29 protein-coding genes and 1 pseudogene are annotated in these 25,810 nt (G+C 43.9%); 22 read left to right on the top strand and 8 right to left on the bottom strand.

The genetic code is table 11. The features are described 5' to 3' along the window. Nucleotides 1-166 (bottom strand): transposase (locus G511_RS24165; RefSeq protein ID WP_169565719.1); only part of this gene is annotated, 166 nt, incomplete at its 3' end. Between the two features lie 299 nt (nt 167-465). On the opposite strand from G511_RS24165, the gene G511_RS0105475 reads away from it, so the two are divergent. From G511_RS0105475 to G511_RS24805, 3 genes are all read left to right on the top strand, one after another. Continuing rightward, entirely contained in the window at nt 466-1,689 is a 1,224-nt protein-coding gene (locus G511_RS0105475) for a hypothetical protein (RefSeq protein WP_028468741.1), read from the top strand. 127 nt (nt 1,690-1,816) lie between these two features. Further along, nucleotides 1,817-2,458 (top strand): hypothetical protein, encoded by a 642-nt coding sequence (locus tag G511_RS0105470; RefSeq protein WP_028468740.1) that lies wholly within the window; start codon nt 1,817-1,819, stop codon nt 2,456-2,458. Between the two features lie 196 nt (nt 2,459-2,654). Next, nucleotides 2,655-2,777 carry a hypothetical protein gene (locus G511_RS24805; protein WP_281170401.1) on the top strand — a complete coding sequence of 41 codons (123 nt, stop codon included), beginning with the start codon at nt 2,655-2,657 and terminating at the stop codon, nt 2,775-2,777. 73 nt (nt 2,778-2,850) lie between these two features. Here the strand turns inward: G511_RS24805 and G511_RS21910 are convergent. Further along, nucleotides 2,851-4,005, bottom strand: a pseudogene (locus G511_RS21910) (IS110 family RNA-guided transposase). Nucleotides 4,006-4,166: 161 nt separating this feature from the next. On the opposite strand from G511_RS21910, the gene G511_RS0105460 reads away from it, so the two are divergent. The 7 genes from G511_RS0105460 to G511_RS0105425 all read left to right on the top strand — a co-directional run bounded on the left by G511_RS0105460 (nt 4,167) and on the right by G511_RS0105425 (nt 9,962). Continuing rightward, the gene (locus tag G511_RS0105460; protein ID WP_028468739.1) at nt 4,167-5,654 is read left to right on the top strand and encodes a pyridoxal phosphate-dependent decarboxylase family protein; all 1,488 of its coding nucleotides are present in this window, start codon (nt 4,167-4,169) and stop codon (nt 5,652-5,654) included. Between the two features lie 632 nt (nt 5,655-6,286). Further along, nucleotides 6,287-7,339, top strand: coding sequence for a fatty acid desaturase family protein (locus G511_RS0105450; RefSeq protein WP_028468737.1), 1,053 nt, complete (start codon nt 6,287-6,289; stop codon nt 7,337-7,339). 138 nt (nt 7,340-7,477) lie between these two features. Beyond that, nucleotides 7,478-7,948, top strand: a complete 471-nt coding sequence (locus G511_RS0105445) for a GFA family protein (protein ID WP_245573818.1) — start codon at nt 7,478-7,480, stop codon at nt 7,946-7,948. 93 nt (nt 7,949-8,041) lie between these two features. Next, nucleotides 8,042-8,338 carry a DUF1840 domain-containing protein gene (locus G511_RS0105440; RefSeq protein ID WP_028468735.1) on the top strand — a complete coding sequence of 99 codons (297 nt, stop codon included), beginning with the start codon at nt 8,042-8,044 and terminating at the stop codon, nt 8,336-8,338. A 102-nt stretch (nt 8,339-8,440) separates the two neighbouring features. Next, the gene (locus G511_RS0105435) at nt 8,441-8,689 is read left to right on the top strand and encodes a hypothetical protein (protein ID WP_028468734.1); all 249 of its coding nucleotides are present in this window, start codon (nt 8,441-8,443) and stop codon (nt 8,687-8,689) included. Further along, nucleotides 8,686-9,654 (top strand): hydrolase, encoded by a 969-nt coding sequence (locus G511_RS0105430; protein ID WP_028468733.1) that lies wholly within the window; start codon nt 8,686-8,688, stop codon nt 9,652-9,654. Before G511_RS0105435 ends, G511_RS0105430 begins: the two co-directional genes overlap by 4 nt. 32 nt (nt 9,655-9,686) lie before the next feature. Next, the gene (locus tag G511_RS0105425) at nt 9,687-9,962 is read left to right on the top strand and encodes a hypothetical protein (protein ID WP_028468732.1); all 276 of its coding nucleotides are present in this window, start codon (nt 9,687-9,689) and stop codon (nt 9,960-9,962) included. A 49-nt stretch (nt 9,963-10,011) separates the two neighbouring features. Here the strand turns inward: G511_RS0105425 and G511_RS0105420 are convergent, their stop codons facing one another. Continuing rightward, on the bottom strand, nt 10,012-11,256 hold the full coding sequence (locus G511_RS0105420) for a leucine-rich repeat-containing protein kinase family protein (RefSeq protein WP_028468731.1): 1,245 nt from the start codon (nt 11,254-11,256) through the stop codon (nt 10,012-10,014). 167 nt (nt 11,257-11,423) lie between these two features. Further along, nucleotides 11,424-11,882, bottom strand: coding sequence for a response regulator (locus G511_RS21905; RefSeq protein WP_051221599.1), 459 nt, complete (start codon nt 11,880-11,882; stop codon nt 11,424-11,426). 93 nt (nt 11,883-11,975) lie between these two features. Between G511_RS21905 and G511_RS0105410 the strand changes: the two genes are divergently transcribed. From G511_RS0105410 to G511_RS0105395, 4 genes are all read left to right on the top strand, one after another. Then, a complete protein-coding gene (locus tag G511_RS0105410; RefSeq protein WP_028468730.1) occupies nt 11,976-12,413 on the top strand; it encodes a nucleoside deaminase in 438 nt (145 codons plus the stop codon). 67 nt (nt 12,414-12,480) lie between these two features. Beyond that, a complete protein-coding gene (locus G511_RS0105405; protein ID WP_028468729.1) occupies nt 12,481-13,167 on the top strand; it encodes an ABC transporter ATP-binding protein in 687 nt (228 codons plus the stop codon). Then, nucleotides 13,158-15,680 (top strand): ABC transporter permease, encoded by a 2,523-nt coding sequence (locus G511_RS0105400; protein ID WP_028468728.1) that lies wholly within the window; start codon nt 13,158-13,160, stop codon nt 15,678-15,680. Before G511_RS0105405 ends, G511_RS0105400 begins: the two co-directional genes overlap by 10 nt. Then, the gene (locus G511_RS0105395) at nt 15,680-16,915 is read left to right on the top strand and encodes a lipocalin-like domain-containing protein (RefSeq protein ID WP_036551319.1); all 1,236 of its coding nucleotides are present in this window, start codon (nt 15,680-15,682) and stop codon (nt 16,913-16,915) included. The genes G511_RS0105400 and G511_RS0105395 overlap by 1 nt, the downstream gene beginning before the upstream one ends. 27 nt (nt 16,916-16,942) lie before the next feature. Here G511_RS0105395 and G511_RS0105390 read toward each other — a convergent pair whose 3' ends face one another. Both G511_RS0105390 and G511_RS0105385 read right to left on the bottom strand, forming a co-directional pair. Beyond that, complete coding sequence (locus tag G511_RS0105390) at nt 16,943-17,332, bottom strand: YkgJ family cysteine cluster protein (RefSeq protein WP_028468726.1); 390 nt, start codon at nt 17,330-17,332, stop codon at nt 16,943-16,945. Between the two features lie 10 nt (nt 17,333-17,342). Beyond that, on the bottom strand, nt 17,343-18,545 hold the full coding sequence (locus G511_RS0105385) for a DEAD/DEAH box helicase (RefSeq protein WP_028468725.1): 1,203 nt from the start codon (nt 18,543-18,545) through the stop codon (nt 17,343-17,345). Nucleotides 18,546-18,785: 240 nt separating this feature from the next. Here G511_RS0105385 and G511_RS21900 point away from each other — a divergent pair, with 240 nt between their 5' ends. The 3 genes from G511_RS21900 to G511_RS0105370 all read left to right on the top strand — a co-directional run bounded on the left by G511_RS21900 (nt 18,786) and on the right by G511_RS0105370 (nt 20,278). Next, on the top strand, nt 18,786-19,061 hold the full coding sequence (locus G511_RS21900) for a hypothetical protein (protein WP_211224869.1): 276 nt from the start codon (nt 18,786-18,788) through the stop codon (nt 19,059-19,061). Between the two features lie 172 nt (nt 19,062-19,233). Then, entirely contained in the window at nt 19,234-19,557 is a 324-nt protein-coding gene (locus G511_RS0105375; RefSeq protein ID WP_028468724.1) for a DUF1330 domain-containing protein, read from the top strand. Between the two features lie 85 nt (nt 19,558-19,642). Further along, nucleotides 19,643-20,278, top strand: coding sequence for a LysE family translocator (locus G511_RS0105370; RefSeq protein ID WP_028468723.1), 636 nt, complete (start codon nt 19,643-19,645; stop codon nt 20,276-20,278). 120 nt (nt 20,279-20,398) lie between these two features. Here the strand turns inward: G511_RS0105370 and G511_RS0105365 are convergent, their stop codons facing one another. Next, nucleotides 20,399-20,623, bottom strand: a complete 225-nt coding sequence (locus G511_RS0105365; protein WP_084629019.1) for a response regulator — start codon at nt 20,621-20,623, stop codon at nt 20,399-20,401. A gap of 350 nt (nt 20,624-20,973) precedes the next feature. Here G511_RS0105365 and G511_RS0105355 point away from each other — a divergent pair, with 350 nt between their 5' ends. From G511_RS0105355 to G511_RS0105330, 5 genes are all read left to right on the top strand, one after another. Then, a complete protein-coding gene (locus tag G511_RS0105355; RefSeq protein WP_028468720.1) occupies nt 20,974-21,855 on the top strand; it encodes an AraC family transcriptional regulator in 882 nt (293 codons plus the stop codon). 126 nt (nt 21,856-21,981) lie between these two features. Next, nucleotides 21,982-22,854, top strand: a complete 873-nt coding sequence (locus G511_RS0105350) for a nuclear transport factor 2 family protein (protein ID WP_028468719.1) — start codon at nt 21,982-21,984, stop codon at nt 22,852-22,854. A gap of 258 nt (nt 22,855-23,112) precedes the next feature. Then, complete coding sequence (locus tag G511_RS0105340; protein ID WP_028468717.1) at nt 23,113-23,433, top strand: heavy metal-binding domain-containing protein; 321 nt, start codon at nt 23,113-23,115, stop codon at nt 23,431-23,433. A gap of 99 nt (nt 23,434-23,532) precedes the next feature. Then, nucleotides 23,533-23,751, top strand: a complete 219-nt coding sequence (locus G511_RS0105335) for a DUF6500 family protein (RefSeq protein WP_028468716.1) — start codon at nt 23,533-23,535, stop codon at nt 23,749-23,751. 48 nt (nt 23,752-23,799) lie between these two features. Continuing rightward, a complete protein-coding gene (locus G511_RS0105330; protein ID WP_156905149.1) occupies nt 23,800-24,807 on the top strand; it encodes an alpha/beta hydrolase family protein in 1,008 nt (335 codons plus the stop codon). Nucleotides 24,808-24,899: 92 nt separating this feature from the next. Here the strand turns inward: G511_RS0105330 and G511_RS0105325 are convergent, their stop codons facing one another. After that, the gene (locus G511_RS0105325; protein WP_028468714.1) at nt 24,900-25,592 is read right to left on the bottom strand and encodes a PEP-CTERM sorting domain-containing protein; all 693 of its coding nucleotides are present in this window, start codon (nt 25,590-25,592) and stop codon (nt 24,900-24,902) included. Nucleotides 25,593-25,810 lie beyond the last annotated feature (218 nt).

The raw sequence follows: 25,810 nt of genomic DNA, 5'->3' as shown, positions 1-25,810 counted from the left end.
TAGCGTTACTCACGGCATTGCATTTAGGACAGATGATACCATCAGGCCACTTTAGTTTTTCAAGATAGGCACGACAAGCTTCTTCAGAATGGAACCAATCAAGAAATTGGCTTAAAGTTGTCGGGTAATCGGTGCCTGCAACAGGCATGTTGTTGTGATGATCCATATTGGAATTTTGGCAGACATGGAGCTAAGGGGATACCCCATGTTTATATACAGTGTAGTAATATTTGCCCTTTTTGCATATGTTATGAGGCCAATGGCAACACTAATGGATTTGTGCTTCATGACAAGGAAACTAAAAATGTCTTCAAATCATAATGTTAACTCTCTCTTTTTAAATAGTTCATTTTTTCGTGCCGGCCCACTAATAACTGTTATGAGGCCAACGGCCTCTTAAACGGGCTGTTATGCCTTTAGGGTCATTATTTATGTTGAGTAAATTATTATAGAAATTGCTTAAGAATGAGTAGCAAAGATAATATTATTAATAGTAGAGAATTAGATGACAGCTCTTTACGGTTGTGGCGTTGGCGTTCGACTCTAGAAAGAGCAGATAAGTTAGAGTTTAGTGTATTGGCTGGAGTCGAAACACTTTTAGCCATACTAATATATGTGTGGTTAGCTCTAGAAGGGATTACTTTTCATTTAATAGCTGCTGCTTGTGTAACCCCTTTTATACTTTTGCGAACATCCGCTACTACTAAAAACTTCAATAAACTAATAGACATACACTTTAAGCGCCTATCTCCTTACTTTCTTGAGAAAACCACGCATTCTCTAGTATATAGTTTAATGGTGTTTTTAGTGTTTTGTGCAACTTTCCCAATATATATAATATTTACCCGTATAAAGATTGTTATTAAAGAACTTTTCTCTAACCCGTTAGATATGATTCAATCAATTCCCCAAAATTGGTGGAAATTGGTAGGCTGCATTGATGTCTTTTACCCGCCAGAAACGATGCCCGGAACTTTAGTGTCAAAAGCAATGGAAACCAACCCGCTTGCTTTTTTTGTAATAGCCCCTTACCAGTCAATAATTACTATTAGTAAATATATATATTATGGATCTGATTTCAGGACGCATAGGGCCTCTTCAATATTTGCGTGGCTTTTTGGTGGATTTATAATAGTAGTCACATGCGTAGGGCTATTACTACCTGCAATTGTTTATCGGATATCAATGAAGGGGGCATCCATAATATATTTACCTTTGCTTTGGCTTGTTCATATTGGTACTGGAGGCGATGTAGCTAAAAGACTACAAGTTCAAAGTAAATATGTGTTTTACAAAATACAAAGAATAATTGCTATCTTGGCTATTATTGTAGTGTTTACAAAAATTGTAATGTTCCCTTTTTGGATAGAGTTGACCAGTTTTATGGGTGAGTTGTCTCGGGTTCCATTTGTTGATGTCTTTATCGCACCTTTAATGTTGCCTAAATGGCAAATTGCCTCTGCTTTTAATGGATTGATTGTTTGGCTGTTATTTTTAGTAGGGGAGTTCTTAAGTCCATATATAGATTATGCGAAAGGACGAGGTTCAACGGCGGTTAAGGGTATATATAGGGTGTCTTGGTTATTATCTGGATGCTTGACTCTATACACTCTTGCTATCTTGATTTACAACGCATTCATTCTTGATTTTAACCTTCCTCCTATAGGAGAAGAATGGTTTCCTTGGTAAGGGTTGATTACTATCTTTTTTCATGGTTTATATTCGCCATAAGGTTACAAATAGGCATAACAAAAAAATCCAGCTGACCTCCTGCGTCGGCAGCTGATTAAGGCGTTAGATTCCAAGGGAGCTTAATGTGGATATAACAAATGGAAGTGATGTTTCTCATATGCTAATGCATTCCGCATTTGAGGAGCTACATAAAGCCTGTGAACTCTCTAAGGTTTCGTTTGATAAACATAAATTGGATATAAATAAATGCTTCTTTATGTCAAACCAGATAATCCAGAAAAGAAAGGTGATTCGGAAGCATTTAGTTAAGTCTATAGCACTTTTTCAGGCCGGAATGGAAAGTTCAATCCACTACTATCAGTCTGTTAATCCAGAATTAAAAAAGGAACGCAATTTTTCTGATAAATGGGAGAAAGCGTTTGAATATTTGGGCATTGATGCAGAGTTTAGTGGGTACAAGGCTTTCTATACAAATATTCGTAATGCAGTAATCCACCCGGATCGAGAGTCAAGAATTGAGACGATCAATAAAATTGACTTCTTAACTGTATTCAATGGAATTAAAGATGGTTGGGAAGCAGAAGAAAGGCTCGCACTCGCACTTGGAACTCCATTCGATAATGGCTCTTGGGTAATTATGTGTCAAATGTATAATCTCGATCCATTGCCAGATGAAAATAACTTCCCTGATTTAGTTAAGCTGATTGGGTGGCTAAGAAGGAAACACACCGATGGACTATCAGTGGAAACAGAAGAGGCAGAGTAATCTAACAAGGCAATTAAACGGAAAATTTACAGTTGGCTGTTTTTCGTGCCTCAAACATTTTAGCCAACTATAATTTTCCGCTTATTGTGGCGTTGGTATGACTCCCACTGTCAAGTTCACCCGCACTCATACCTGCTTTTTCTTTAAAGCTTTTTTCTCAAAATAGGATGAGTTAACACATCGAATGAGGCCGGTAATGTCGTCGGTTTTCATGCTGGTATTCGTGGGTTACTCATTCTTCAATGAGCAGCGCCTACCTTACTTATTCCGTCGTGGCACCGATCTACAGTCTATGTTCGAGGATCAACTACTTACGTAGTTGCCTGCCTAACGCCGTCGGAGCTTATGCCACTGCCGTGGCCCGATCCAATGCACTAACTCAAAACTGATCATTATGCAGGGACCCGTGATAAACGTTTACTGGGATCAACCGGCGAGAGCACTACTTCTCTGGCAATAGCCCAGATATACGCAATCATCTCTCTAGCAATGGCCGTGACTACGACATTGTAGTGTTTACCCCGTTTCATCAATCGCTGGTAGCGTCTACATAAACGTAACTGTGCTTGCCAACCAATATCAACGATCTCTTTACTCAATGACTCTTGCCGCTTTTGCAGTTCAGTCGAGATGTTCGCGCTATAGCGGTAACTATGAGCGCCTTCGATCAATAAGCGTCGGGCTCGCCCATTCCCGCATTTAGTAATACTGCCTTGTCGCTTATGCCCGCCACTGGAATGTTCGCTAGGGACTAACCCTAGATAACTCATGAGTTTGCGGGGATGATCAAACCGGGTGAGGTCTCCCAGTTCGGCAATGACCCCAACCGCCACTAATAACCGAACCCCTCGCATCGTTTGTACCGCTTTAACAACGGGGTAATAGCGCTAGTTTTTTACATGATGAATTAATTCATTATCTAAACGTTCGAGCCGTTTAACGCGCTCAGTAATGGTTTGTATGTACTCTTGTAAAACGATCTGTTGGCTAGGATAAGGCAGAATGAGCTCGGTTAACCAACGCAGATGTTTTTGCGACCAGTTATCCGTGACCGTTGGTTTAATATTGTTACGCAGTAATAAGGCTTTAAGTTGATACTTAGCGTCTTTAAGATCCTTCATCGCGGTTTCTCGTGCTCGGGATAAATCACGTATCGCTTCATCTTCTGGTTCGGGCACATAAATAGGATCAAGATCCCCGGAACGTAACAGCTGAGCGAGTTTCATCGCATCACGCTTATCGGTTTTAATTCGCTCTCCCGGTTTCTTCGGAATAAGAGAAGGAGCTACCACATAACAAGGATGGCCGAGACTCGTGAGCAATCGATAGACCCAGTAACCGCAGGGACCGGCTTCATAAACAAAATGAAGCGTGGCGTTGGGGTATTTAGATTGAAATTGGCGTACCATTTTTTTAATAGGAAGTTTGCTGCTAGGAACCCGGCCTAAGTGAGTGACCTTAGCGTTGCGATCATCTTCAACATAGGCGACCTCAACAAATTCTTTGTGAGTGTCTAAGCCAATAAAAATTATGCTACTGTTAATCATGCTGACGCTCCAGCGAGTATTGGTAACAGATACAGTATGGCTCTGGCTTACAGCTAACCCACTAAAATGGAGGTCAGCACCTCGTGGGAGTCATTATGTCTAAAGTCAGACCGCAGATATGATTGTAAAAATGTAATGACGGTCACAGGAAATCAACAATCATGAATAAAGATTCTGCCGAAACAGGAAATCTTAAAACACTCCTATCAAGTATCGGAGCCAGCCTTGATCAATTTCAAAAATTTGAACATCCTGATGCGTTTCAATCCAAACAGAAATGGCTAAAAAAACTGGATATTCCGCTACCTCAGAAAGGAGTTGGTATAAAGCAGGTGACCCGAGAATTAGCCATAGATGTTATTGCAAATGGATCTCCAGTTGGTAATCCGTTTATAACCACGGGGGCCACTACGGCGGCGGTGCTTGCGACTACGGCTTCGAGTATTGCGTCTCCACAAAGATATCTCGACACCGCTTTTAATTTTTTGGAAGAGTTGTCATTAAACTGGCTGACTGAAATGTTTAGTATTGGCCACATGAAAGGGGTTTATAGCAGCGGCGGCTCGGTAGCTAATCTCATTGCATTAGGCGGCGCTCGGCAATACGCATTTGAAAAAATAGGTATTGATCCCGCAGCAAATGGAATAGATAGACCTGTCAGCATTTATGCCAGCATGGAGTGCCATCACACTATTCAACGTTCGGGTGGCGTATTGGGCATCGGTAGGAGAGCAATAAAACTGATCGAATGCGACTCCCAGGGGAGAATGAAAATCGATGCCTTGTTAGCCGCAATTGAAAAAGATCAACAAGTTGGAATACTGCCGATGGCTATTGTGGCTAACGCAGGTACGACCAATACCGGCGCAATCGACCCATTGCTAGAGATTGGGGAAATAGCCAAACAAAAAGGGATTTGGTTCCATGTGGATGGCGCTTATGGCCTACCAGGAATTCTAGACGAGCGAGTCAAACCTTTATATGAGGGACTTCAGTATGCTGATTCTGTCATTATTGATCCGCATAAATGGCTAGGCACTTCGGTGGGTGTGGCAGCCACTTTTGTACGTGATCGAGAGTATTTATTGCGAGCATTTACTCAGGAACCCGCCGATTACTTAGAAGGCTCTTCCACTCAGGCAGTAATCGATCAGGCAAATTACGCTCGAGGAGATATTCAAAAAGACAGCTTGTCAGCTAAAATAGAACACTCTCTTGATGATTTTGGAATTCCTTACTTTGACTATGGCGTTGAATTAAGCGCGCCTTGCCGAGGCGTCGCGGTGTGGGCAATGCTAAGAGAAATAGGTGTTGAAGGTATGCGAGCAAGGGTCATTCGTCATAATGATATGGCAAAAGCCATTAGCGTTTTTGCAAAACAACACCCGAATCTTGAAGTGTTGCTTGAACCAACGCTTTCGATTTGTTGTTTTAGATATTTTGATGAAAGAATTACGGATCTAAACTCATTTAACCAACAACTTCACCGGCGACTCATTCGAGAAAATCTATTTATGCCAAGCACCACTAAAGTCAATGGACAACTCGTCATCAGACCCTGTTACGTGGGCGCCCGCCACCTGCCAGCACAAGTTGATGGATTACTCGAAGCTATTTTGAGGATAGGCAATGAGTTGCTTGCTTCATGAGAAAGTTATTAATGTGTGTCCCTGAGATTATTTTCATAACAAGCACATTAATTCGTTCGCTTCACTCACGGGGACGCTCCGCCGTTACACGACTCCTCGCTCCTTATTGTAATCGTTAGGTCTAAATTGGTTGTCGGGAAAGGCATTACTTAAACATTACACTGCTTTAAACGGTACGGTTCGAACTTTTTTAATGACTGTGGTGCTAGCTTGGGGTTTCGCGTGAAAGGCGCTTTACTTGAGGGCATTGAATTGGCAATAGCTACGTTTGATGACGATATTCCGGTCAAAATCGACGCTCAAATATATGCTAATTACAATGCGTCAGGCGCAGTCCCGTTCACTTTTCCACCAGTCACGTTGGCGGTGGGTTATTGGCGGCTAAAAGAAGCTATAAAGAGTAGACCTAGGAAAAGTGTGCCTTTTCCCGATTTAGCCCCATTTCTCAAGTCTATTCATCACGTTGCAATAAATTGTTCTGATGATGAAAAATTAAAGGATTTTTTATACTATGATTCTAGGTGTAGGAATCATTGCAGAAAATTATAGAGAAAGCAGAAACACTTATAAACTCTATTTAAAGCTGCCTTGTAGTATGAAGTATATCTATGATTTTTTTAGGGAGGGGTATTATGAGTTCAGATCAAGTTATTATTAAAAACGATAATTATATACCATTAAGCAGGAAAGAAATTAGCTCTTCTCTAAAGCAGTTTATGGAAGTTAAACCTTGGGTGTATTGGATTGACTTTTTGTTGTCAGTAATAATAGGATTTACCTCATTTCAATTGTTAAACTTGTCAGTCAGTACAGGTTTAATGACCATTCTTCTGTATATGGTTTCAGTTTTTTCTTTTTTACGTGCACTGGGATTTATCCATGAAATTTCTCATCAGTCGAAGGGGAAAAATGCAAACTTCATGAAAAAATTTCGATTTGCCTGGAATTTTCTTATCGGGGTGCCTTTTATGCTCTCTTCTCCTTTTTATTCATGTCACTTGAAACATCATTCGTCAAAGACATTTGGAACGGAGAAAGATCCTCAGTATCCTCATTTTCGTGGTAATCCATTGAAAGTAATTGGTTTTGTAATAGGGCAGGCAGTAGCATCGGTCTTGCTTTTGCCAGTTAGGTTGTTACTTTTAAATCCACTTAGCTTATTCAGTTCTAAATTAAGAATGTTAATTGAGAATCGTTTTTCATCCATTGCTGAGCCACATTATATTGCTGATTTTAGTGCAGAAGATACCTATCTATTGCGGAAAAATGATGCTCTTAGTTTTATATTTTGGGTGGTGGTAATTACTTTGTTAGTGCTTGGTATTGTTCCTGTGAGTTATATCGTCACATATTTATTTGTTGTTTTTGGTGTGATGCTCGTTAATAATTTTCGTGTGTTAGGTGAGCATAAACACGAGCAGAGAAAAGCAATTGAAAATGAAAATTTGTTTGATAAGGAATTTTTAGACAGTTTTAATTACTCAAAAGGTGGTTTGTTAATTGAGCTTCTTTATAATACAGGTCTTCGTTATCATGCGCTCCATCATTTGATGCCTCAAATACCCTATCATAATTTATCAAAAGCTCATCGCTATCTAAAAAATAATCTTCCATCGAATTCTATTTATAATCAGGTTGAGGCGAAAGGGCATTTATATAATGTCATTCAATTGTTTTCAAAATAGTAATTAACTATTAACGCCTAGTAACAAAGCCGCCTTCTGGAACTCTAAGGGAGAGGTCTTGCATTTTACAGTATTGGATACGCTGAGTGATTTTTGAGCGAGTAATATATTTGACGTTAGAGGTAGGTTCACACGGAAATGGATGATGTCACCCTTGATATGAGAGCTGAAAAATGGAGCAAAATAGTGATGAGCGAAAAATATAAAGGTTCTTGCCTGTGTGGTGGCGTTACTTTTAGTGTTAATAGCTTTAGCGACCAAGCTGCAAATTGTCATTGTACTATGTGTCGTAAATTTCATGGCGCTTCTTTTGCTACGCTAGTTGGCGTTAGTAGCCTAAATTGGTTGTCGGGTAAGGCATTACTTAAACATTACAACGCTCCAAACGGTACTGTTCGCACTTTTTGTAATGACTGTGGTACTAGTTTGGGGTTTCGTGTGAAAGGCGCTTCGCTTGAAGAAATTGAATTGGCGATAGCCACGTTTGATGACGATATTCCGGTAAAAGTCGACGCTCAAATATATACTAATTACAAAGCTAACTGGTGTCAGCTACAAAGTAGTTTGCCTTCATTTGGTGAGGGCCGAGAAACTGGCTACACTCTGTAGCTGGTGGTTAAAAGAAGGTATAAAGGGAGGCTTTAAAAATATACTTTGCCCCTATTTATCCCGAGACTCGTTAATTTATTCGAGGAGTATTTCATGCTGGTGACTTTTACAACTGATGCTTATGGCAGTATTACGATGTTTGGTGATGTAGCGCTTGCTATGCTTAAAATGATGGACCACAGCGGCTCCGTGCCCGGTGCGATTCTGGCGGCAGATGTGCCTGTTGCGTTGAGTAAGTTAACCGCCGCGATTGAAGCGGGTACAATGCCATTACCTGCTATGGATAACGATGAGGAGGAGGCTGAGGTGAGTATGGCCACGCGAGCGCTGCCGCTGATTGATCTTTTTACTGCCGCAGCGAAGGCAAAATCTAATGTCATGTGGGAATAACGTAAACGCGGGTTTGCTCTGTGTCTTTTCACCGCTTAATTGTGCAGGTGAAAGCGTTTTGATAAATGGGATTTGCTACTCTCACAAAAAGGAAAAGCAGCGATGACAAGCTTGATTAGAAGGTTGCCGTGGATTGTGCTGATTCTTGGATCGTTAACATTGGGTCTTGCTCCTTTTTTGCCTCAGCCACACCTGTTTGAAAAAGTGCACATGCTCATCAATGGGGAGTTATCTCGTGGTATAGATTTCTTTGATCTGTTTCTTCATGGTCTATTTCCATTTCTGTTAATTCTCAAAGCTGTGTTGTCTTTAACTCATTCCAAAACTAAGCAGTTCGCGAATAAGAAATGAGCCGATCTTTTTTACCCCCTTGGTGGGCAAAAAATCCACATGTGCAGACGATTTTACCTGTGTTTACCAGGGTTGATTCTCCAGTGCTATCGCGCCAACGCTTGGAGTTAAGCGATAGTGATTTTATCGATCTTGATTGGTTGGGCGATCCCCATAACGCCAGCAGCATCATTATTATTTTGCATGGACTGGAAGGTAGTTCTGATTCCCATTATGTACGCCGCTTACTGCAAGACTGCCATCGGTTGGGCTTATGCGCGGTTGTTCATCATCATCGTGGTTGTTCTGGCGAAGCTAACCGCTTGGCTCGCAGTTACCACAGTGGAGATACGCAAGACATTAGCCATACCTTGCAGTATCTCCAACAGCATTTCCCGCAAGCAAAGTTGTGCGCTGTCGGTTATAGCTTGGGGGGTAATGTGTTGGCTAAATATCTTGGGGAGTTGCAAGATAATAGCGCTATTGAGCGCGCCGTTGTTGTCTCGGCTCCTTTGCAGTTATCAGCCTGTGCCAAGCGGCTTGAAAAGGGCTTTTCGACTCTTTACCAATGGTATTTGATTAAGCATCTTCGAGCGAAACTTACCAATAAATTTAATGATCGCACTATTGTTAATGAAGCATCAATAACACCAGAGCAAGTCGGTACGCTGAAAACATTTTATCAATTCGATCATCAGGTTACTGCACCATTGCATGGTTTTGAGGGTGTAGATGATTATTACGCTAAAGCCAGTGGGTTTAGCTATTTGGCGAAAATTGACCGGCCAACGCTAGTCATACATGCCGCCGATGATCCGTTTATGAATGCTGATGTGATCCCCTCAGCTAATCAGTGCTCCACAGAGGTGACTTATGAACTGCACCCACATGGCGGTCATGTGGGCTTTATTGATGGCGGTTCTCCATTCAAACCGCGCTTTTATCTAGAACAACGTATTCTCTATTTTTTGATGACGATTGGTTAAATTAATCATGGAAAAACCATATAATATTTAACATGCAATCAGACCCTAAAAAACTAGTAGAAAAAAATAAAAACCTTACCCACTCCGAACTAATGAAGGTCACCTCTCATGTGCAACGAGAGCAAGGCGACTGGATTTTGCATAGCTTAATGGTAGAGGGTTGTGACGTGCCTTTTAAATTTAAGCGCAAAGGTAATTACCAAAGCTTAAAAGGTGCCAGAGTGAATATTACCTATTACCCAGAACAGGAAACTGTCGCAGGTATGAACTTTGAGGTGATGAAAGTAGTACGCATAAAAAGAGGGTGATGTCTTTGGCGGTTTCATCTGCCCTCATTTTTATTTGGCCCTTTCTTATTTAAGAAGACGTGACTTTTTGTTTGAGACGTATAAACGCTTTGCTGGATTTGTCCTCCTCTTTGCAAATGCTTAATAAGTCGTCAATAAAATGATGCAGTGCCCGGTGTTCAATTTGTTTTATTTTTTCTTGCTGCTTTTCATTAAGCATGTGATACATCGTTGCTGCACCAAAGTCGCCAACAATGAGATTGGCTTCCTCATCAAATAGGGCGTTATGCGCGTATAAGTCGCCATGACATACTTGGTTTGCATGTAAATGAGTAAACACATCTTCCATCTGAATAACGACTTTTTCAATGTGCTCAATTGATAGAGTAAAACCCAGTGCAAAAGTGTCTCGCGTACAGCTTTTAAAGCAGGGTGGCAGGCCTAAATTAGTATAGTGAGGAGGTATCAAGCTCATGATTAACGCTAAATATCCATCTTCATTTACTTGAGCTAACGACTTTACTAGATTTGGGTGGTGGCCTACTTTCAAACACGCTTGTAATTCGTCTTTTGGATAACCATCGCTAGTGACTTCACCCTTAAATACTTTAACGGCAATATCATCAGGAAACAGGGCTTGATGTTGGTTCCAATGCGCCTTTGAGATAACACCAGAGGCTCCTTGCCCTAGTACCTGTTGTAATGTGTAGCTGGAGGATGGCATCTCTGGAACTGACTGAATGTTTATATCGGATTGGCTAAATGGATTGCCAGAAAACGCAAACCAAGAAAGTTTAGGTAAGCTGAGTAATTGATCAGGACATTCAACCAGTTGGTTGGCTGAAATACGCACTAGTTCAAGGTTTGTTGATTGCGCTAAAGTTTGAGGTAGGTGCGTTAAGCGATTACCCGCTAATGCTAATTTTTGCAGTCTGGGTCGTTTACCTAAAGAGTCAGGCAGAGTACTAATCTGGTTGTCAGTTAAAATGAGCCAGCGTAATTTTTCTGGTAGTGAATTTTCGGGGACATGATTAATTTTATTTGATTTAAAACCAACCATTTCTAAGTTGATACATTGGCCAAGTACTTCCGGTACTGTCTCAAAATGGTTGTTTGAGGCAAAAAATATTTTGAGATTTTTCAGCTGTGTGAGTTCTTTTGGCAACGAAGTTAGTTGGTTGTTGGATAAATCCAGAATTTCTAAGCTATCAGCTAGTGATAAAATTTCCAAAGGAAATGAGGTTAGATTTTCTGATAATGCTAAGTGCCGAATACCAGATAGATCGCCAGACTTAAGTTGGGACAGTGTGTGCAAAATGATGAGCTCCGGCTTAGTTTTAAGACTAAAAGCTCGGTAGTTTACTAGAAAACCTTATTCGAGGGTTTGGCCTTTTTAAGCTTCGGCCATATAGTGTGACTTTCAATGCATGGCTCAACAAGAAGGTAGAAAATAACTCACTTATTATGATGAAAGCGATATAATCAGCGCGGGTTTAAGTGGGATTGATGCTCGGGCGCTGGTTTTTCTTGGCTCTCTTTTGTAGGTGCTTTGGCGGCGAAAATATTGGAAATTTTTTCACACAATGCTTGCGGCTGAAAAGGTTTCACTACAAAGCCTGATATGCCTAATTGAATACTTTGGTTGACGAGATCCGCGTTAGCATTACCGGTCAGCATCACAAAGGGTGTTTCTTTATGCCTTTGCATGCCTCGCATCTCTTTGAGTACCTCTAGGCCGTTCATTTCTGGCATCTCCCAATCACAGATGACCAAATCAATCGATTTTGCCTCCAGTATCTGCTTTGCTTCGACGCCGTTTGTCACTTCATGAAACTCTTTAAAGCCGATCGCCTTGAGGCTGGCGCGCACAATAGCGCGTATGGTTTGAGTGTCATCTGCAATTAAAACAACTTTAGAATCGGCATTTTCGACTACCTGCATAATAAATCCCTATCCAATCTGTGCGTTCAAAGCAGCCTATAATGAAATAAGAAAAACATTATATAGTTAACAGCTTAGTCGATAAGGGGAATTATGGATAAGTTTTTACAAGCCGCCATTGATGAAGCAAAAAAAGGTTTAAGCAACGGAGGGATTCCCATTGGTTCTGTACTCGTTATTGATGGGCGCATTGTTGGACGAGGGCATAACCAGCGCATACAAAAAGGCAGCTCAGTACTACATGCTGAAATGGACTGTTTAGAAAATGCAGGAAGACTAACGGCATCAGATTATCGCCGAGCAACGTTATACTCAACATTATCTCCTTGCGATATGTGCAGTGGAGCAATACTTCTTTATGGCGTGAAAAAGGTGGTTGTTGGTGAAAACCAAACATTTTGTGGGCCTGAAGAATACCTCAAGTCTAGGGGTGTTGAATTAGTTATTCATGATGACCACGAATGTCGCCAGATTATGGAGTCGTTTATTCAAAAAAATCCCGAGCTATGGAATGAAGATATTGGCGAATAAAACAATGTCCTAGTGGCAGGTCGGGAATTTATGCCACTATCGTGGCTTTAAGAACACGGAGTCCGCTATGCTCGAGTTTCGCCATGTCCACAAGACTTACACGACCCCCCAAGGGCCGCTAAGCGTGTTGTCAGGCGTGGACCTGCACCTTGACGCCGGCGAAAGCGTGGCGCTGATGGGCGAATCAGGCAGCGGCAAGTCGACGTTGTTGCACTTGGCCGCGGGGCTCGATCTACCCGATCGTGGCGAGGTGTGCATCCACAGTCAGTCGCTGGCCAGTCTAGATGAGTCCGGTCGGGCGCACGTCAGGCGCGAAACTCTCGGCCTAGTGTTTCAGCAGTTTCATCTGGTTGCGAGCCTTAACGTGGCCGACAATTTGCGACTGCAGGCCAGACTGGCGGGGTGTGAAGACTCGGTCTGGTCGGCCAAGCTGCTGGAGCGACTGGGCTTGGCGGGGCGAGAGAATCACTATCCCGAGCAGCTATCTGGCGGTCAGCAACAGCGTTTAGCCATTGGTCGCGCGTTGGCGTCTCGCCCGGCGTTGCTGCTGGCCGATGAGCCAACTGGCAATCTTGACGAAACTACCGCTGAGACGGTGCTCGAGTTGCTACTGGAGCTGGTTGCCGAGAGTGGTAGCAGCCTGCTGATGGTGACGCATAGCCCCAAAGTAGCCGCCCCGCTGGATCGTCGGTTGATCCTGCGCCATGGTCAGCTGCTGGCCGAATCCGGGGAGAGCCACTTGCCATGCGTTTGATCGGTGTGGTGCTGGTGACGCTTTTCTCGCACTATCGCCGGCATCCTGGCCAGCTGGCCATGTTGCTGTTGGGGCTTTGGATTGCGGGGGCGCTATGGAGCAGTGTGCAGGCCATCAATGCCTCGGCACGCGATAACTATGCACGGGCGGAGGCGCTGCTAGGCAACGGCTTTGATCGCCTTGAACGTGAGGACGGCCAGACACTGACCCGAGACGACTTTGTCCAGCTGCGTCGGGCAGGCGTACTGGTGTCGCCACTGCTTGAGGGTGAGCTTATTACTGACCGTGGTGAGACACTCACTCTCATCGGTATCGACCCGCTCACCTTACCCGGTGACAGTACGCTGGCCCGCGGCCAAGCGCTTGGTGGGCTACAGGGCTTTATCATGCCGCCCTGGCAGACCCGCCTAGCACCGGATACCCGCTCCCAGTTGGGTACCAACCCGACACTGCGCAGTGGCACACCTTTTCCGCCAATGATCGATGTGCCCGAACTGCCACCAAATACTCTGGTGATGGATATCGCCATTGCCGCAAAGCTACTGCGTGCCGACGACTCGATCACCGCGCTGGTCAGCGCCGCAGATACACTGCCTGCAGCTCCCAGCGGATTCACGCTGGTACGCGCCGATACGCGGAGTAGCCCCGGTGAGCTGACTCAAAGCTTTCATCTCAACCTGACGGCCATGGCGTTGCTCGCCCTGATTGTCGGACTATTTATTGTTCAGGCGGCGCTGGGGCTGGCGCTGGAGCAGCGCCTAGGGCTATTGCGTACACTACGTGCCCTTGGCGTGTCGGGCCGCACTTTGGTTGCCTTGCTGGCTCTAGAGCTTGTTTTGCTGGGGTTGTTGGGTGCGCTGGTAGGATTGATCAGTGGGTTGTGGCTTGCCAAAACGCTATTGCCAGACGTTGCCGCCACTCTTCAGAGCCTTTACGGAGCAGACGTTAGTACTCAGCTTAGCTTACCTTGGCATTTCTGGTTGGGCGGTATCGGAGTGACGTTGGGTGGCCTGTTTATCGCTGGTAGCGGCGTGTTGTGGCGGGCAAGTCGCATCAGTTTACTAGGGCTAGGTCAGGCTCAAGTGTGGAGAGCCGGTTTTCAACGCCAACTGCTGGCACAAACATGGCTCGGTGGCGTGGCTGCGCTATCAGCTTTAGCGCTGCTATGGCTTAGCACTCGGACTAGCGGCGATGCATTGGACTCAGGCTTTGGGTTAGTCGTGGGTTTTGGGTTGGTCGCAGCCATTATATTAGCCGCTGCCTTGTGGCTACCACCGCTACTGGCCTTGGTACTATCCGTGTCACTCAGCGGGCTATCACGTTTAACATATTTGGCTCGCAGTTGGCCACTCACTCAATGGGCATTAGCCGACTTGCAACTGCAGCTGCCTCGGCTATCGCTGGCCATGATGGCACTGCTGATTGCGCTTTCGGCCAACCTCGGCGTCAGCAGTATGGTCGGCGGTTTTCGTCTAACCTTCCTCGACTGGCTCGACCAGCGGCTGATGGCGGATCTTTACCTCAAACCGCCGGCGGCGCAGTTCGCCGCTATCGATGCTTGGCTTGTCCAGCGCGATGTGGTTCACGAGCGCCTAATCAGCGCCGACGCCGATTCGCAGCTGCTCGAGATTGCCACAGGCAGTGCCGCCTCCCGCCGCCCAGGCTTGCCGCTATTGATATTTGGCATCACGCCGGGGCAAACGCTAATGGCTGACTGGCCGCTGCTCGCTACCCTTGGCGATCGAGACGCCGCCTGGCAAGCGCTTAAGTACGGCAACGCCTTTGTTAATGAGCAGTTGGCCCGGGGCGAAGGTATCGTATTGGGCGACCGGTTAAGTTTAGCCACGCCCGGTGGTGGTGAATCGGTAACGGTAGTAGGCATCTACCCTGATTACGGCAACCCACGCGGCGAAGTGGTGATGGCCACGCACCAAGTAAGGCGGCTGTTTAGGGTGTCGCCGGGCTCCATCGGCGTCGTAATGCAGCCTGGCGAGGATGCTGGTCTGTTACGCCAGCAGCTGATCGAGCGCTTCAACCTGACACCACACAGCTTGCGAGATCAGCGCGAGGTTAAGACCACGGCTACTGCTATCTTCGAGCGTACCTTTGCCATCACCAGAGCGTTGAATGGTCTGACTCTCGGAGTGGCGGCGTTGGCCTTGTTAGCGGCGCTGCTGGCTCAGGCCCAAGAACGGCGCCGACGGCTGGCAGCACTGTGGGCGATTGGTGTGCCACTGCGTCGGTTACTTAGTATTCAGCTAGCTCAGCTGGCCGGAGCCGCACTGATCACGGGCCTACTGGCCATTCCCTTGGGTATCGCTATTACCGCCTGCCTAGTGTGGGGCATCAATGTGGCGGCTTTTGGTTGGCGGTTGCCGCTGCACATTTTTCCCGGTGAGATCAGCTTGACTTTGCTCACTGCCGTGTTGGTTGCTCTGCTGGCGGCGGGCCTACCGATGCTCAAGTTGTGGCGCACACCACCCCGGTCACTGCTGGCTGAGGAGGAAACCTGATGTGCAAACAATGGAACTTGAACCCACTGAGGCGTGGCTTATCTGTGCTGTGCCTGCTGTTGCTCGTCGCCTGCGGCCCGGCTTCTGAATCTAAGTCTGAGTCTGGCAATAGTGCAGATAGTCTTACTGATGTTAGTGGCGGTGACAGAGCTGGCTTTGCCGGCCTGGGTACGTCAAGCAAAGGCTATACCCATGCCAGCTCCACTACCTCTATTAGTTTTCCTGAGGATCACGGTCCGCACCCAGATTTTCGTATCGAATGGTGGTATCTCACTGCCAACCTAGAAAACGAGAACCGTGAGCCCATGGGAATACAGTGGACGCTGTTCCGCCAGGCTCAGCAGCCCCAAGTGCCTGACGTCGAACGTGGAGCTAAGCCCAAACTAGAGCCTTGGGCCACGAATCAACTGTGGATGGCACACATGGCACTGTCCCACGGCGACAGGCATCGTGTTGCCGAACGTTTTGCTCGAGGAGCTAGCGAGCCGCTCCCTAGTGTTGCCCATCAAGCCGGAGTCACGGCCCAGCCCTTTATCGCCTGGCTGGATGACTGGAGGCTTGAAAGCCTTACTAATAATTCTGCGGGTGACACTCTAGATCATCTTCGCTTGACCGCTCAAGCCGAGGATGAAAACGGAACCTTTGGCTATCGCCTCGAACTCAAAGCCGAAGGCCCGCTGGTGCGCCATGGTATCCACGGTTTCAGCCAGAAATCGGCAGATGGACAGGGCTCTATGTATTACAGCCAGCCCTTTTATCGGGTCAGTGGCGAGGTCATGCTAGATGGAGAGCGAGTAGCGGTCAGGGGTCAGGCCTGGTTGGACCGGGAATGGAGCAGTCAGCTACTGAGTGCTAGCCAAATCGGCTGGGACTGGTTTTCGCTGCACCTAGACAGCGGCGCTAGATTAATGGCGTTTCGCCTGCGCGGCGGGGGCAAAAACCACGACGACTACCTTTCCGGCAGCTGGATCAAACCCGATGGCGAGGTGATGCCGCTGGATGGCTCGACACTAACACTTGTGCCGCTGGCGAGCGCTGATGCTGCAGGGCATCGCATACCGGTGCGTTGGCGTCTGACGCTGCCGGAACAGAGCCTTGATCTAGAAATAACGGCTCGCCATGCGAACCGATGGATGAATACCTCGGTGCCCTACTGGGAAGGAGCGGTCAGCGTGAGCGATGCCTCAAGTGGCGTACCGCGCGGCGAAGGCTATCTGGAAATGACCGGGTATTGACGTTGCTAATTTAGCTTATGGGAAGCTTTAATACCGGCTATCTTTCATCAAGAAATCTAGTTTGTTTTGGGCTCTTTTAGGGTTTTTGAGATCAATCGCTTCAATCATTTCACATTCATCCCGCACCATTTCGTCGATTAGGCTTGGATAATGACGACAGTCTTCCGGTCGATTTAAGTAAATGCTGCAGGTGTATTTGTCGGGTGATAGCGGGCCGGTTTTTGGAACCAGTTCGAGAAATGGGCATCTTGTAAGCTGCTCCCCGGATTCAGGATCAAACCATATTTCGTTGTTTTTAACGAACGCGAAAATGTCTGGGTTAAATAACTCCCATTGCTCAATTTCTGCTTTATTGGTTGCTATATCACCATCGCCATACTTGATGCAGCATTTACCGCATTGATTACAATCTTTCATCGTTCGCTAATTAGTTAGGTGCTTTGCTTTTGCGCACATAATTCAAAATTGAAATGGGAACCACTTTTCTAACCGGAAAACCTTCGATTTCTTTTCGCTCAATTATATGGTCCAAACGGCTCTCAATGGCGCATAGGTTTTTAAAATCGCCCATAGCAACAAACGATACCGCTTCGCCCGTTGAGCCAGCACGACCAGTTCGGCCAATGCGGTGGATGTATTCTTCTGGTTTAAAAGGTAAGTCGTAATTAACAACGCGACTAAGCTCACCAATATCTAAACCGCGGGCGGCAACGCCTGTAGCGACTAAGTACTTTAGTTTGCCAGACTTAAAGTCGGCCAAAATCTTTTCACGCATGGCTTGGCTTTTATCACCATGAATGGCATCGGCTTCGATACCGCGTTTTGCCAGCTGTGCAACTAGCTTGGCCGCTCCGTGTTTTTTCTCGATAAAAATGAGCGCCTGATCCCACTGTTGATCATTAATTAAATGACTCAGCAATGCGGACTTTGTATCTTTATCTACCGTGATCAACCACTGGTTTATATTGGGTGTTGTTGAGGCTTTGGGTGATGTTGATATTTCAACAGCAGGGTTGCTCATTTTGCTATCAGAAAAATCATAGGCAATGGAGCGAACATCGTCAGTCATTGTGGCCGAAAACAACAGGTTTTGGCGGGCTTTGGGTAGGCGTTCAATGATCTTATAGATATCATCAACAAAGCCCATGTCTACCATTCTGTCGGCTTCATCTAATACCAGCACTTCAAGCTCATCAAAGTGCAGGGCACGCTGGTGAGACAAATCAAGTAACCTGCCCGGTGTAGCTACTAAAATATCAATGCCCTCGATTAAACGCTGTTTTTGTACCTCAGAATCAACACCGCCATAAACAGCCAAAGAGCTAAGATTTAGATGCTTACTGTACTGTTCAACATTGGCTGCAACCTGAACCGCTAGCTCGCGTGTAGGGGTAAGAATAAGCGCGCGTATGCGTTTACCCCGTAATGTGCGCTCTTTGTTAAATGCCTCTAATATCGGCAAAACAAACGCAGCGGTTTTGCCTGTCCCAGTTTGAGCCGTAGCGATGAGATCTTTACCAGAAAGAATGATGGGAATGGCTTGTTTCTGGATAGGAGTAGGGGCTGTATAACCTAGTTCTTCAATCGCTTGTACAATAGGTTTACACAATCCAAGGTTTAAAAATGGCATAGAGGCTCAGGTAGGTCGTCATAAGGAAAGTAGGGCGCAGTATAACAGTAAGGGTTTAGGTTGCGGTACGTTGATTCTTGCTAATTGTTTGGGCATACAAGATGCTGATAGGCCCGCGGTCTACTCAAAAGGCAAACGCTATGATATGAATGTTTATGTATTGTTAGACAAGAGTGGCTAGCTAATAAGTATGACCTAATAACTAGCAGCTCTTATTAATCAATGAGTGAAGGGAAGCACATGAGCATAGTGGCAACGACAAAAGATGACGCTGAGGCGATAGCTACGATAATAAAATTATCAAACCAAGGTGTAGCGAAAGAGTTTGGTTTAAACATGGATAACAATCCCAAGCATCCTTCTTTTTGTAATAAAGACTGGGTCTTGTCTGATTTTGATCGGGGCGAAGAGTACTTTATGTACAAAGAGGGAAGTATTGGCGTTGGCTGTGTTGCTTTTGAAAACCCTAAGCCATCAGTTGTTTACTTGAATCTTGAGGTATTAAACGACTCGTGATTATAGACAACAGAGTCATCTATTGTGATATTTTTTAATGACTATGGCACTAACACTGGCTTTGTTGGTAAGTTTGTTCTTGTCTGATCATAAGAAATTAATCGTGCAGTATAGATAATGAGCACATTTGAAAATTTCTATATTAGCTACACAACTCACAGCGGAGGTTAATATGGCTGGATATGTTATACATCATTACAAGATCACAGATCGCAGTAAAATTGATGAGCTCACGCAATTGTCGTTACCTATAAATGAGAAGTATGGCGCCAAAGTAATAGTCGGTAGTCCTACTAAAGCGCTTGAGGGGGAAATGCTTACTCATATGGTTATATTGGAGTTTGAAAGCTTTGAGGCAGCAGAAACCTTTTATCACTCCCCTGAGAATAAAGAGCTCACTAAATTCAGGTGTGGTATTACAGAAGGCTGGGCAACAATAGTCCCAGGGGATTGTGAAACCCAAAAAGTTATAGATTCCGGGTACTTCTCAAAGTGATCATAAATAAACCTGCTGGGGTGATAGTTTACGGATGCTCAACATCGCCGATTGTATGCGCTGATAGCTTTCTTTCGAGGGATTTATGAATATCGATACTTTGTTAATTTATGTCTTAGTTTCATTTTTTTATGTGATTAGCCCTGGTCCTGCCATTTTATTGGCGATCTACAATGGTGCAATGAATGGGCCTAAGGTGGTGATGGTTTCTGCTCTGGGTAACATTATCGGCTTAATGTTCTTATCAACGCTATCGATTAGTGGCTTAAGTGCTGTGCTGTTGGCATCTTCAACCTTGTTTAGCGTAGTGAAAATTATAGGTGCTTCTTATCTGATTTATTTGGGTATGCGCCAGCTCTTTTCAAGTAAGAGGGCATCACCAAACAAGAACTCAAAAAGTGCTGATAGACATCGTACCTTGCTCCCTTATTTTAAAGAGGGGCTATTTGTTGCAGCGACCAACCCTAAACCTATACTTTTCTTTGCTGCGCTGTTTCCACAGTTTTTAGATACGTCTAATCCAATTATTACGCAGTTCGTGCTGATGACACTTATCTTTATGACGTTTTCTTTTTTATCGCTGTCAACTTATGGATATATAGCACAGCGAGCAAAAGGCTTTCTATCAAATGTAAAGAGCATTAAGTGGTTTCATCGCATAAGTGGTGGTTTGTTTGTCGGTATGGGAACAAGTATTTTCTTTATTAAAACAGAAAGCTAAGGTGCTTGTTAAATAAGAGGTAAGTGCTGTTTATCGGGTTACTTCGACACGGTAAGTGGTTATGAATCAGGCAATGATTCATCGGTGTTATCAATGTTATCTAAAGCGTTGATGAGCATATCAAAACTCATTGGTATTTAATAAAATACGGCGTACATTGCCTGCTTTAGCAATTCTTTGTATCTTTGCTTTTTCTGCTTGCCCTGTAATCACTAAGCACGCCTGCTCTGGATACTTTCGGCTAATGTAGGTAACTACTTGGTCTCCGGATAATAGTGGCATTTTCACATCAGTGATAAAGGCATAGCAGTCACCTAAATCCAATTCGGCTAAGGTATCTTTTATCGAGCTAAAAAAACGGGCTCATACATTGACGATTCTAATTTAAAACGGCGCTCAAGGCTGCTCAACATCATCCAGAACAATTACTTTATGCATCATCCTGTCCCATCTTTTATCATTCCTTGACTAGGGCTTTTAAGCAGAGTTTCTAGGACATGCTTAAACATCTAAAACCCAATATAGTTTTCTTCATTGTATTCAAGCCACAAGCATTCAACAAATTTCTACCTATCTCAGGTGGGTTCTGTTCCTTCTTCAAACCTTATCCTATTACATATCTTCAAAAAGGGTTGCTTGAGAAAAAGCACGTAGGTAAGTTTGTTCTCATCCCTTAGCTAATGGTATTAACCATCATGGATTTTCCTGAAATAGCCTTCAATTATCAAAAAGCCGGTAATATTGGTATTGAATCGATTAGTCTTGAAGATCTGTATAAGCGGGCTCAAGTTATCGAGTCCAACCCAGTCACACCCCATCGCCTCAATTTTTATAATCTGATCTTTGTCGAGCAAGGATCAGGTAAACATCTCATCGATTTTATTGATTACAACTTTGAGCCCGGTAGTTTTATTCTGGTTCATCCTGACCAAGTACATGCCTATGATCTTGATGCTGATACAAGAGGTGAGGTACTACTTTTTACAAAATCATTTGTAGAGCAAGTGCTGAATAACATGCGTATGCCTGGCTTTTCGCCGAACCACTTAGGTGTTAACTATCAGCCAGTGATTACACCTTCTGATGCTGGTTTATCCAGTTGTGTCCTACTGATGGCCGAGTTATCAAAAGAGCTAGCAAACCCTGATAGGGGCGTACTTATTTTGATGCACCTATTTTCTTGCTTACTGTTAATGCTAAGGAGAGAGAGACATGAAACCGAGCAAAATATGCTTTCAGTAGGGCAAGTGGATAAACTTAATCGTTTTCTGGATCTGCTGCATAATAATTTTACGATTATGCGCGATGCCAACCTTTATGCGGATAAAATCCACACAACATATAAAACGCTGAATCAGGTCTGCAAGAAAGGGACTGGGCAAACCGCTAAACAGTTAATAGATGCCTACACATTACTCGAAGCTAAACGTCGTTTGGTAATAGACAGTTGTACCACTCAGCAACTGGCGTGGGATCTTGGTTTTAATGATGCCAGTAATTTTGTAAAGTATTTTAAGAAACATACACACTACACGCCTTCCGGTTTTCGAAAGCAATATACTCGTACTTTCTCTTAGCTTGCCGTATTAAAAAATTCATCTTTAAAAACGTAAGGTTCGATATTTACCATTTTTAGGCTCTCCCTCACCGCGTTAAATTTGTTGTTCGCCCGTAATCTATCTCCATCTTATTTGGAGACAATAATGAATAAAAAACTCACAAAACTGGTTACCAGCGCAGCAATGACTACTGCAATCTTGGCATCTACAGGGTGCTTAGCAACAACAGAGGATAAAGAGATGAGCCTGTCTAATACAGATAAAGCAGTTAGCCTGATCAGAAGTATTGAAACCGGTGATCAAACGCCCGTTGCTTACATAAACCCTGAGAAATATATCCAACACAACCTTGCCGTTGGTGATGGTTTGGCAGGTTTTGGTGCAGTGCTTCAGGCGCTACCTAAAGGCAGTGCAAAAGCGGATGTTAAGCGTGCTTTTCAGGATGGAGAATACGTTGTATTACACACTAACTATAATTTTTTTGGACCTAAAGTCGGGTTTGATGTGTTCCGGTTTGAAGAAGGGTTAATTGTTGAACACTGGGATAACCTAGCTGAAAAGGCAGAACCAAACCCAAGTGGCCGTACGCAATTAGATGGCCAGACTGATATTCACGATCTAGATAAAACTGCAGCAAATAAACAGGTCGTTGCAGGTTTTGTAGAAACTATCCTAATCAAGGGTGAGATGGACAAGATTACCAATTATATCGGCGAACAAGAGCAAGAGTACTTGCAGCATAATACAGCAGTGGGAGATGGCTTAGCTGCTTTAGGTGTAGCTCTTGGCGCTTTGGCAGAGCAGGGCATGCCAATGATTTACACTCAAAACCATAAAGTACTTGGGCAAGGTAACTTTGTTCTCAGTATTAGCGAAGGTAAGTTTCTAAATGAACATGTCGCTTTTTATGACCTGTTCCGTCTTGAGAATGGCAAAATTGTTGAACATTGGGACACAATAGAAACAATCCCGGCAAAAGTTGAACAGAAAAATGATAACGGGAAGTTCAATTTCTAAACGTTAGGATTGGTTCTAAAAAGGCGCAGTTGCCTAATATAGGTTGCTGCGTTTTTTTGTGTTTATATATCATTTTCGCTTTTACCTATTAATGCCACTTTCTCGTGGTTTTCCTCACTTTTTAGCAAAGAAAAGCAGCGGTAATTCATTGAACTTTAAAGTAGGTGGTTTATGCTCTTACGGCTGGAAGTTAGTAACCGTGAGGGCACGCAAGGTGTCGATAGTTGTCATGAACCGTTATGGCCTTAAGGAGTTTTTATGATTTATTCAACCACAGAGACAATCCCAGGTAGAGATATTACGGAGATAGTCGGCGTTGTTACTGGGAGCGTAGTTCAGGCTAAACATATTGGCCGAGATATTATGGCTGGCTTAAAGAACATTGTCGGTGGCGAGATCCGTGGTTATACCGAAATGTTAACCGATGCTCGGGATATAGCTATCCAGCGTTTAGTTGCAAGTGCTAATGAAAAGGGGGCTGACGCTGTTGTGGGTATACGTTTTACTACCAGTGCAATAATGGATGGTTCGTCTGAAATATTGGCTTTTGGAACCGCAGTTAAATTAAGCAATAAGTAATTCAAACGGAGCTCATTACCGTCAGTTGCTTCACTTCGTTGGTAATTACAGCTTTATAAAATATTGAATGTAATTTGTATTGTGTATAAAGGGAATCAAGTGCGTAATTCATTAAGAGAAAAAGTCATTAAAGTATGCGCTAAGAAGATAGACCAAAAAGGCGATAATGTAGGTGTCTCTTTCTATGCGTTCTTTGCTAATAAAAACGATACTCCCGAGTTACTGATGGAAGCGGCTACTTGGTGGATACAAACACACAAACTTGACCACTTTGAAAAAGCTAAAAAAATTATCGAAATGATTAAGTCAGGCAAATAGTGTGATTTTTCTGATTCTTTAACAATATCTTACGGTGAGGGATTACCTGTGTTTAGACTAGTGTACGTGTTTATTACCTTTCTTTTATCGAGTGCTTTGCCTGTACTAGCGAGCGGTGATTTCTCTGTGGGCTTTCTTAAAATCGAAGTAACATCAAACGAAACCAATACACATTTTCCTATGGCGGTTGTTTATCCCACTCATGTTCCCTCTAGATCCGTTAAATTTGGGCCGTTTAAGATGGAACTCTCCATAGGCAGTGCTATTGCTGAGGGTGCTTTCCCGTTGGTAGTTATTTCTCATGGTTCCAGTGGCTCTAATCTCGGTCATCGAAGTATTGCTTTTGCGCTGGTTAAGCAAGGCTTTATCGTAGCGATGCCATTGCACCCTGAGGATAATTATAAAAACAACTCTGCCCAGGGTAGTGTTAACAATTGGAAAAATCGCCCGCTACATATTAGATCTACTATTGATTCGTTAATGTTAGCCCCTGCGTTAGCGCCGAGTATTGATGTTGATAAAGTTGCTGTGATAGGACATTCAGCAGGTGGTTATAGTGCGCTGGCCGTTGCTGGTGGTGTAGCCAATACAAGGCATATTATTGAGTTGTGTGAAAGTAGCCCTCAACTGAATGCGCCTTTTTGCGGTTTAGTAAAAGACCATCAATTAATGCCGGTGGAAATCAAAAATAAGCGTGATGAACGCGTTAAAGCTTTGGTGTTGATGGCGCCCGTGGGAATACTATTCAAGTCTAAAGATGCTTTAGCTGCAGTTGATATTCCAACGCTGCTTTTAAGAGCAGAGAAGGATAGCGAATTGGTTGAGCCTTATCAGTCAGAGGTAATAGCTAGAAACTTCAAAAATAAGAAAATGCTGAGTTATCAAACCATCGAAAATGCTGGGCACTTTTCGTTCATAACCCCGTTTCCTGATGCTATTAAAAATGATGTTGGCATTGTGGCGCAAGACCCAGAAGGGTTTAACCGGCAAGCCTTCCATCAGGAGTTAGGGGCAACAGTAACCGATTATTTGGGGTCTGTATTAAATAATAAATAAACATTATATAGTGCTTTATTGTTTAGCTGACTGTATGGAGCTAATACCGCTTAAAAAGCGGAGATGTTATCCCACCTCCGCTGGTATTGATGTTAGGAATGTTCTCTTGTTTTCTTTCTTAATCTCATCAGTCCTAGCAAACCCGTTAAGAAGAGATACATCGTTGCTGGTACCGGCACTGTGCTGGCGTTATCGTTGCCATCAAAAACTTTGATAGAGTCCACAAAACCAGAAGGATTTTCACTACCGTCATCAACAAAAAAGTTTAACATTTGAGAAGGATCAGTTATCACAGCTAAATTACTTGAATCATCAAAATCCCATAAGAAATTATCATTCAAGTAAGCTGAAAAAGTATCAGTGCTACCATCTCTGCTAACTTTCAAAGTCATTGCTTCGCCAGCAGAAAAAGTGAAGTTATCAATATCTGGACTAGCATCATAAAAATAAATATAGTTGTCATAAGCATAAAGGCCATAGTCTTCTGCTATGCCATCAAAGGATATTAGTCGTTGATAACCTGAGTCATTAGAATCTAGGCTAAATTGCATCTCAATAGCATAAGTGTCTGTAATTCCAGCTACATTGATGGCAACGCCATTACCGGAATCAAAATTATATCCTGATGTATCTAATCCAGTAGGGGCGCTTAATACTGCATCATTTCCTGGTGTGCCTGCTACAGAACCATTGAAATCCCATTGGCCGATTAGGGCTGCATTTGCATTAACAGAAACGCCTATCGCTGCTATAAAACCGAGTGCTTGGAAGTAATTATTTCTCATATTTCCCTCATGATAAGTTTCCACTCACTATGGTGAGTTTAAATTGTATTTACATCACTATTTCAGCGAGAAGCATGGTCTACCTTAGGGGCTTAATGATTGCTGTATAGAGTGTTTTTTATGCATGTGGCTGTTTTTTATAATGAATTTCCTATTGATAACTAGGTGTCGTTTTCTTTGTTGCGTTGGGTATGTCAATAATATTGAATGAGAGGGGG

Source organism: Neptunomonas japonica DSM 18939 (genome assembly GCF_000422765.1).
Lineage (GTDB): Bacteria > Pseudomonadota > Gammaproteobacteria > Pseudomonadales > Balneatricaceae > Neptunomonas > Neptunomonas japonica.
This window is presented reverse-complemented; position numbering and strand designations above follow the sequence as displayed.

Excerpts from the sequence above, each read along its gene's own strand:
- G511_RS0105355 (WP_028468720.1), top strand. The coding sequence starts at position 20,974 with ATGGATTTTCCTGAAATAGCCTTCAATTATCAAAAAGCCGGTAATATT.
- G511_RS24805 (WP_281170401.1), top strand. The coding sequence starts at position 2,655 with ATGTCGTCGGTTTTCATGCTGGTATTCGTGGGTTACTCATTCTTCAAT.
- G511_RS21900 (WP_211224869.1), top strand. The coding sequence starts at position 18,786 with ATGAGCATAGTGGCAACGACAAAAGATGACGCTGAGGCGATAGCTACG.
- G511_RS0105370 (WP_028468723.1), top strand. The coding sequence starts at position 19,643 with ATGAATATCGATACTTTGTTAATTTATGTCTTAGTTTCATTTTTTTAT.
- G511_RS0105425 (WP_028468732.1), top strand. The coding sequence starts at position 9,687 with ATGCAATCAGACCCTAAAAAACTAGTAGAAAAAAATAAAAACCTTACC.
- G511_RS0105325 (WP_028468714.1), bottom strand. The coding sequence starts at position 25,592 with ATGAGAAATAATTACTTCCAAGCACTCGGTTTTATAGCAGCGATAGGC.
- G511_RS0105405 (WP_028468729.1), top strand. The coding sequence starts at position 12,481 with ATGCTCGAGTTTCGCCATGTCCACAAGACTTACACGACCCCCCAAGGG.
- G511_RS0105340 (WP_028468717.1), top strand. The coding sequence starts at position 23,113 with ATGATTTATTCAACCACAGAGACAATCCCAGGTAGAGATATTACGGAG.
- G511_RS0105385 (WP_028468725.1), bottom strand. The coding sequence starts at position 18,545 with ATGCCATTTTTAAACCTTGGATTGTGTAAACCTATTGTACAAGCGATT.
- G511_RS0105400 (WP_028468728.1), top strand. The coding sequence starts at position 13,158 with ATGCGTTTGATCGGTGTGGTGCTGGTGACGCTTTTCTCGCACTATCGC.
- G511_RS0105430 (WP_028468733.1), top strand. The coding sequence starts at position 8,686 with ATGAGCCGATCTTTTTTACCCCCTTGGTGGGCAAAAAATCCACATGTG.
- G511_RS0105440 (WP_028468735.1), top strand. The coding sequence starts at position 8,042 with ATGCTGGTGACTTTTACAACTGATGCTTATGGCAGTATTACGATGTTT.
- G511_RS0105435 (WP_028468734.1), top strand. The coding sequence starts at position 8,441 with ATGACAAGCTTGATTAGAAGGTTGCCGTGGATTGTGCTGATTCTTGGA.
- G511_RS0105410 (WP_028468730.1), top strand. The coding sequence starts at position 11,976 with ATGGATAAGTTTTTACAAGCCGCCATTGATGAAGCAAAAAAAGGTTTA.
- G511_RS0105460 (WP_028468739.1), top strand. The coding sequence starts at position 4,167 with ATGAATAAAGATTCTGCCGAAACAGGAAATCTTAAAACACTCCTATCA.
- G511_RS0105450 (WP_028468737.1), top strand. The coding sequence starts at position 6,287 with ATGAGTTCAGATCAAGTTATTATTAAAAACGATAATTATATACCATTA.
- G511_RS0105375 (WP_028468724.1), top strand. The coding sequence starts at position 19,234 with ATGGCTGGATATGTTATACATCATTACAAGATCACAGATCGCAGTAAA.
- G511_RS0105350 (WP_028468719.1), top strand. The coding sequence starts at position 21,982 with ATGAATAAAAAACTCACAAAACTGGTTACCAGCGCAGCAATGACTACT.
- G511_RS0105445 (WP_245573818.1), top strand. The coding sequence starts at position 7,478 with ATGGATGATGTCACCCTTGATATGAGAGCTGAAAAATGGAGCAAAATA.
- G511_RS21905 (WP_051221599.1), bottom strand. The coding sequence starts at position 11,882 with ATGCAGGTAGTCGAAAATGCCGATTCTAAAGTTGTTTTAATTGCAGAT.
- G511_RS0105390 (WP_028468726.1), bottom strand. The coding sequence starts at position 17,332 with ATGAAAGATTGTAATCAATGCGGTAAATGCTGCATCAAGTATGGCGAT.
- G511_RS0105395 (WP_036551319.1), top strand. The coding sequence starts at position 15,680 with ATGTGCAAACAATGGAACTTGAACCCACTGAGGCGTGGCTTATCTGTG.
- G511_RS0105475 (WP_028468741.1), top strand. The coding sequence starts at position 466 with ATGAGTAGCAAAGATAATATTATTAATAGTAGAGAATTAGATGACAGC.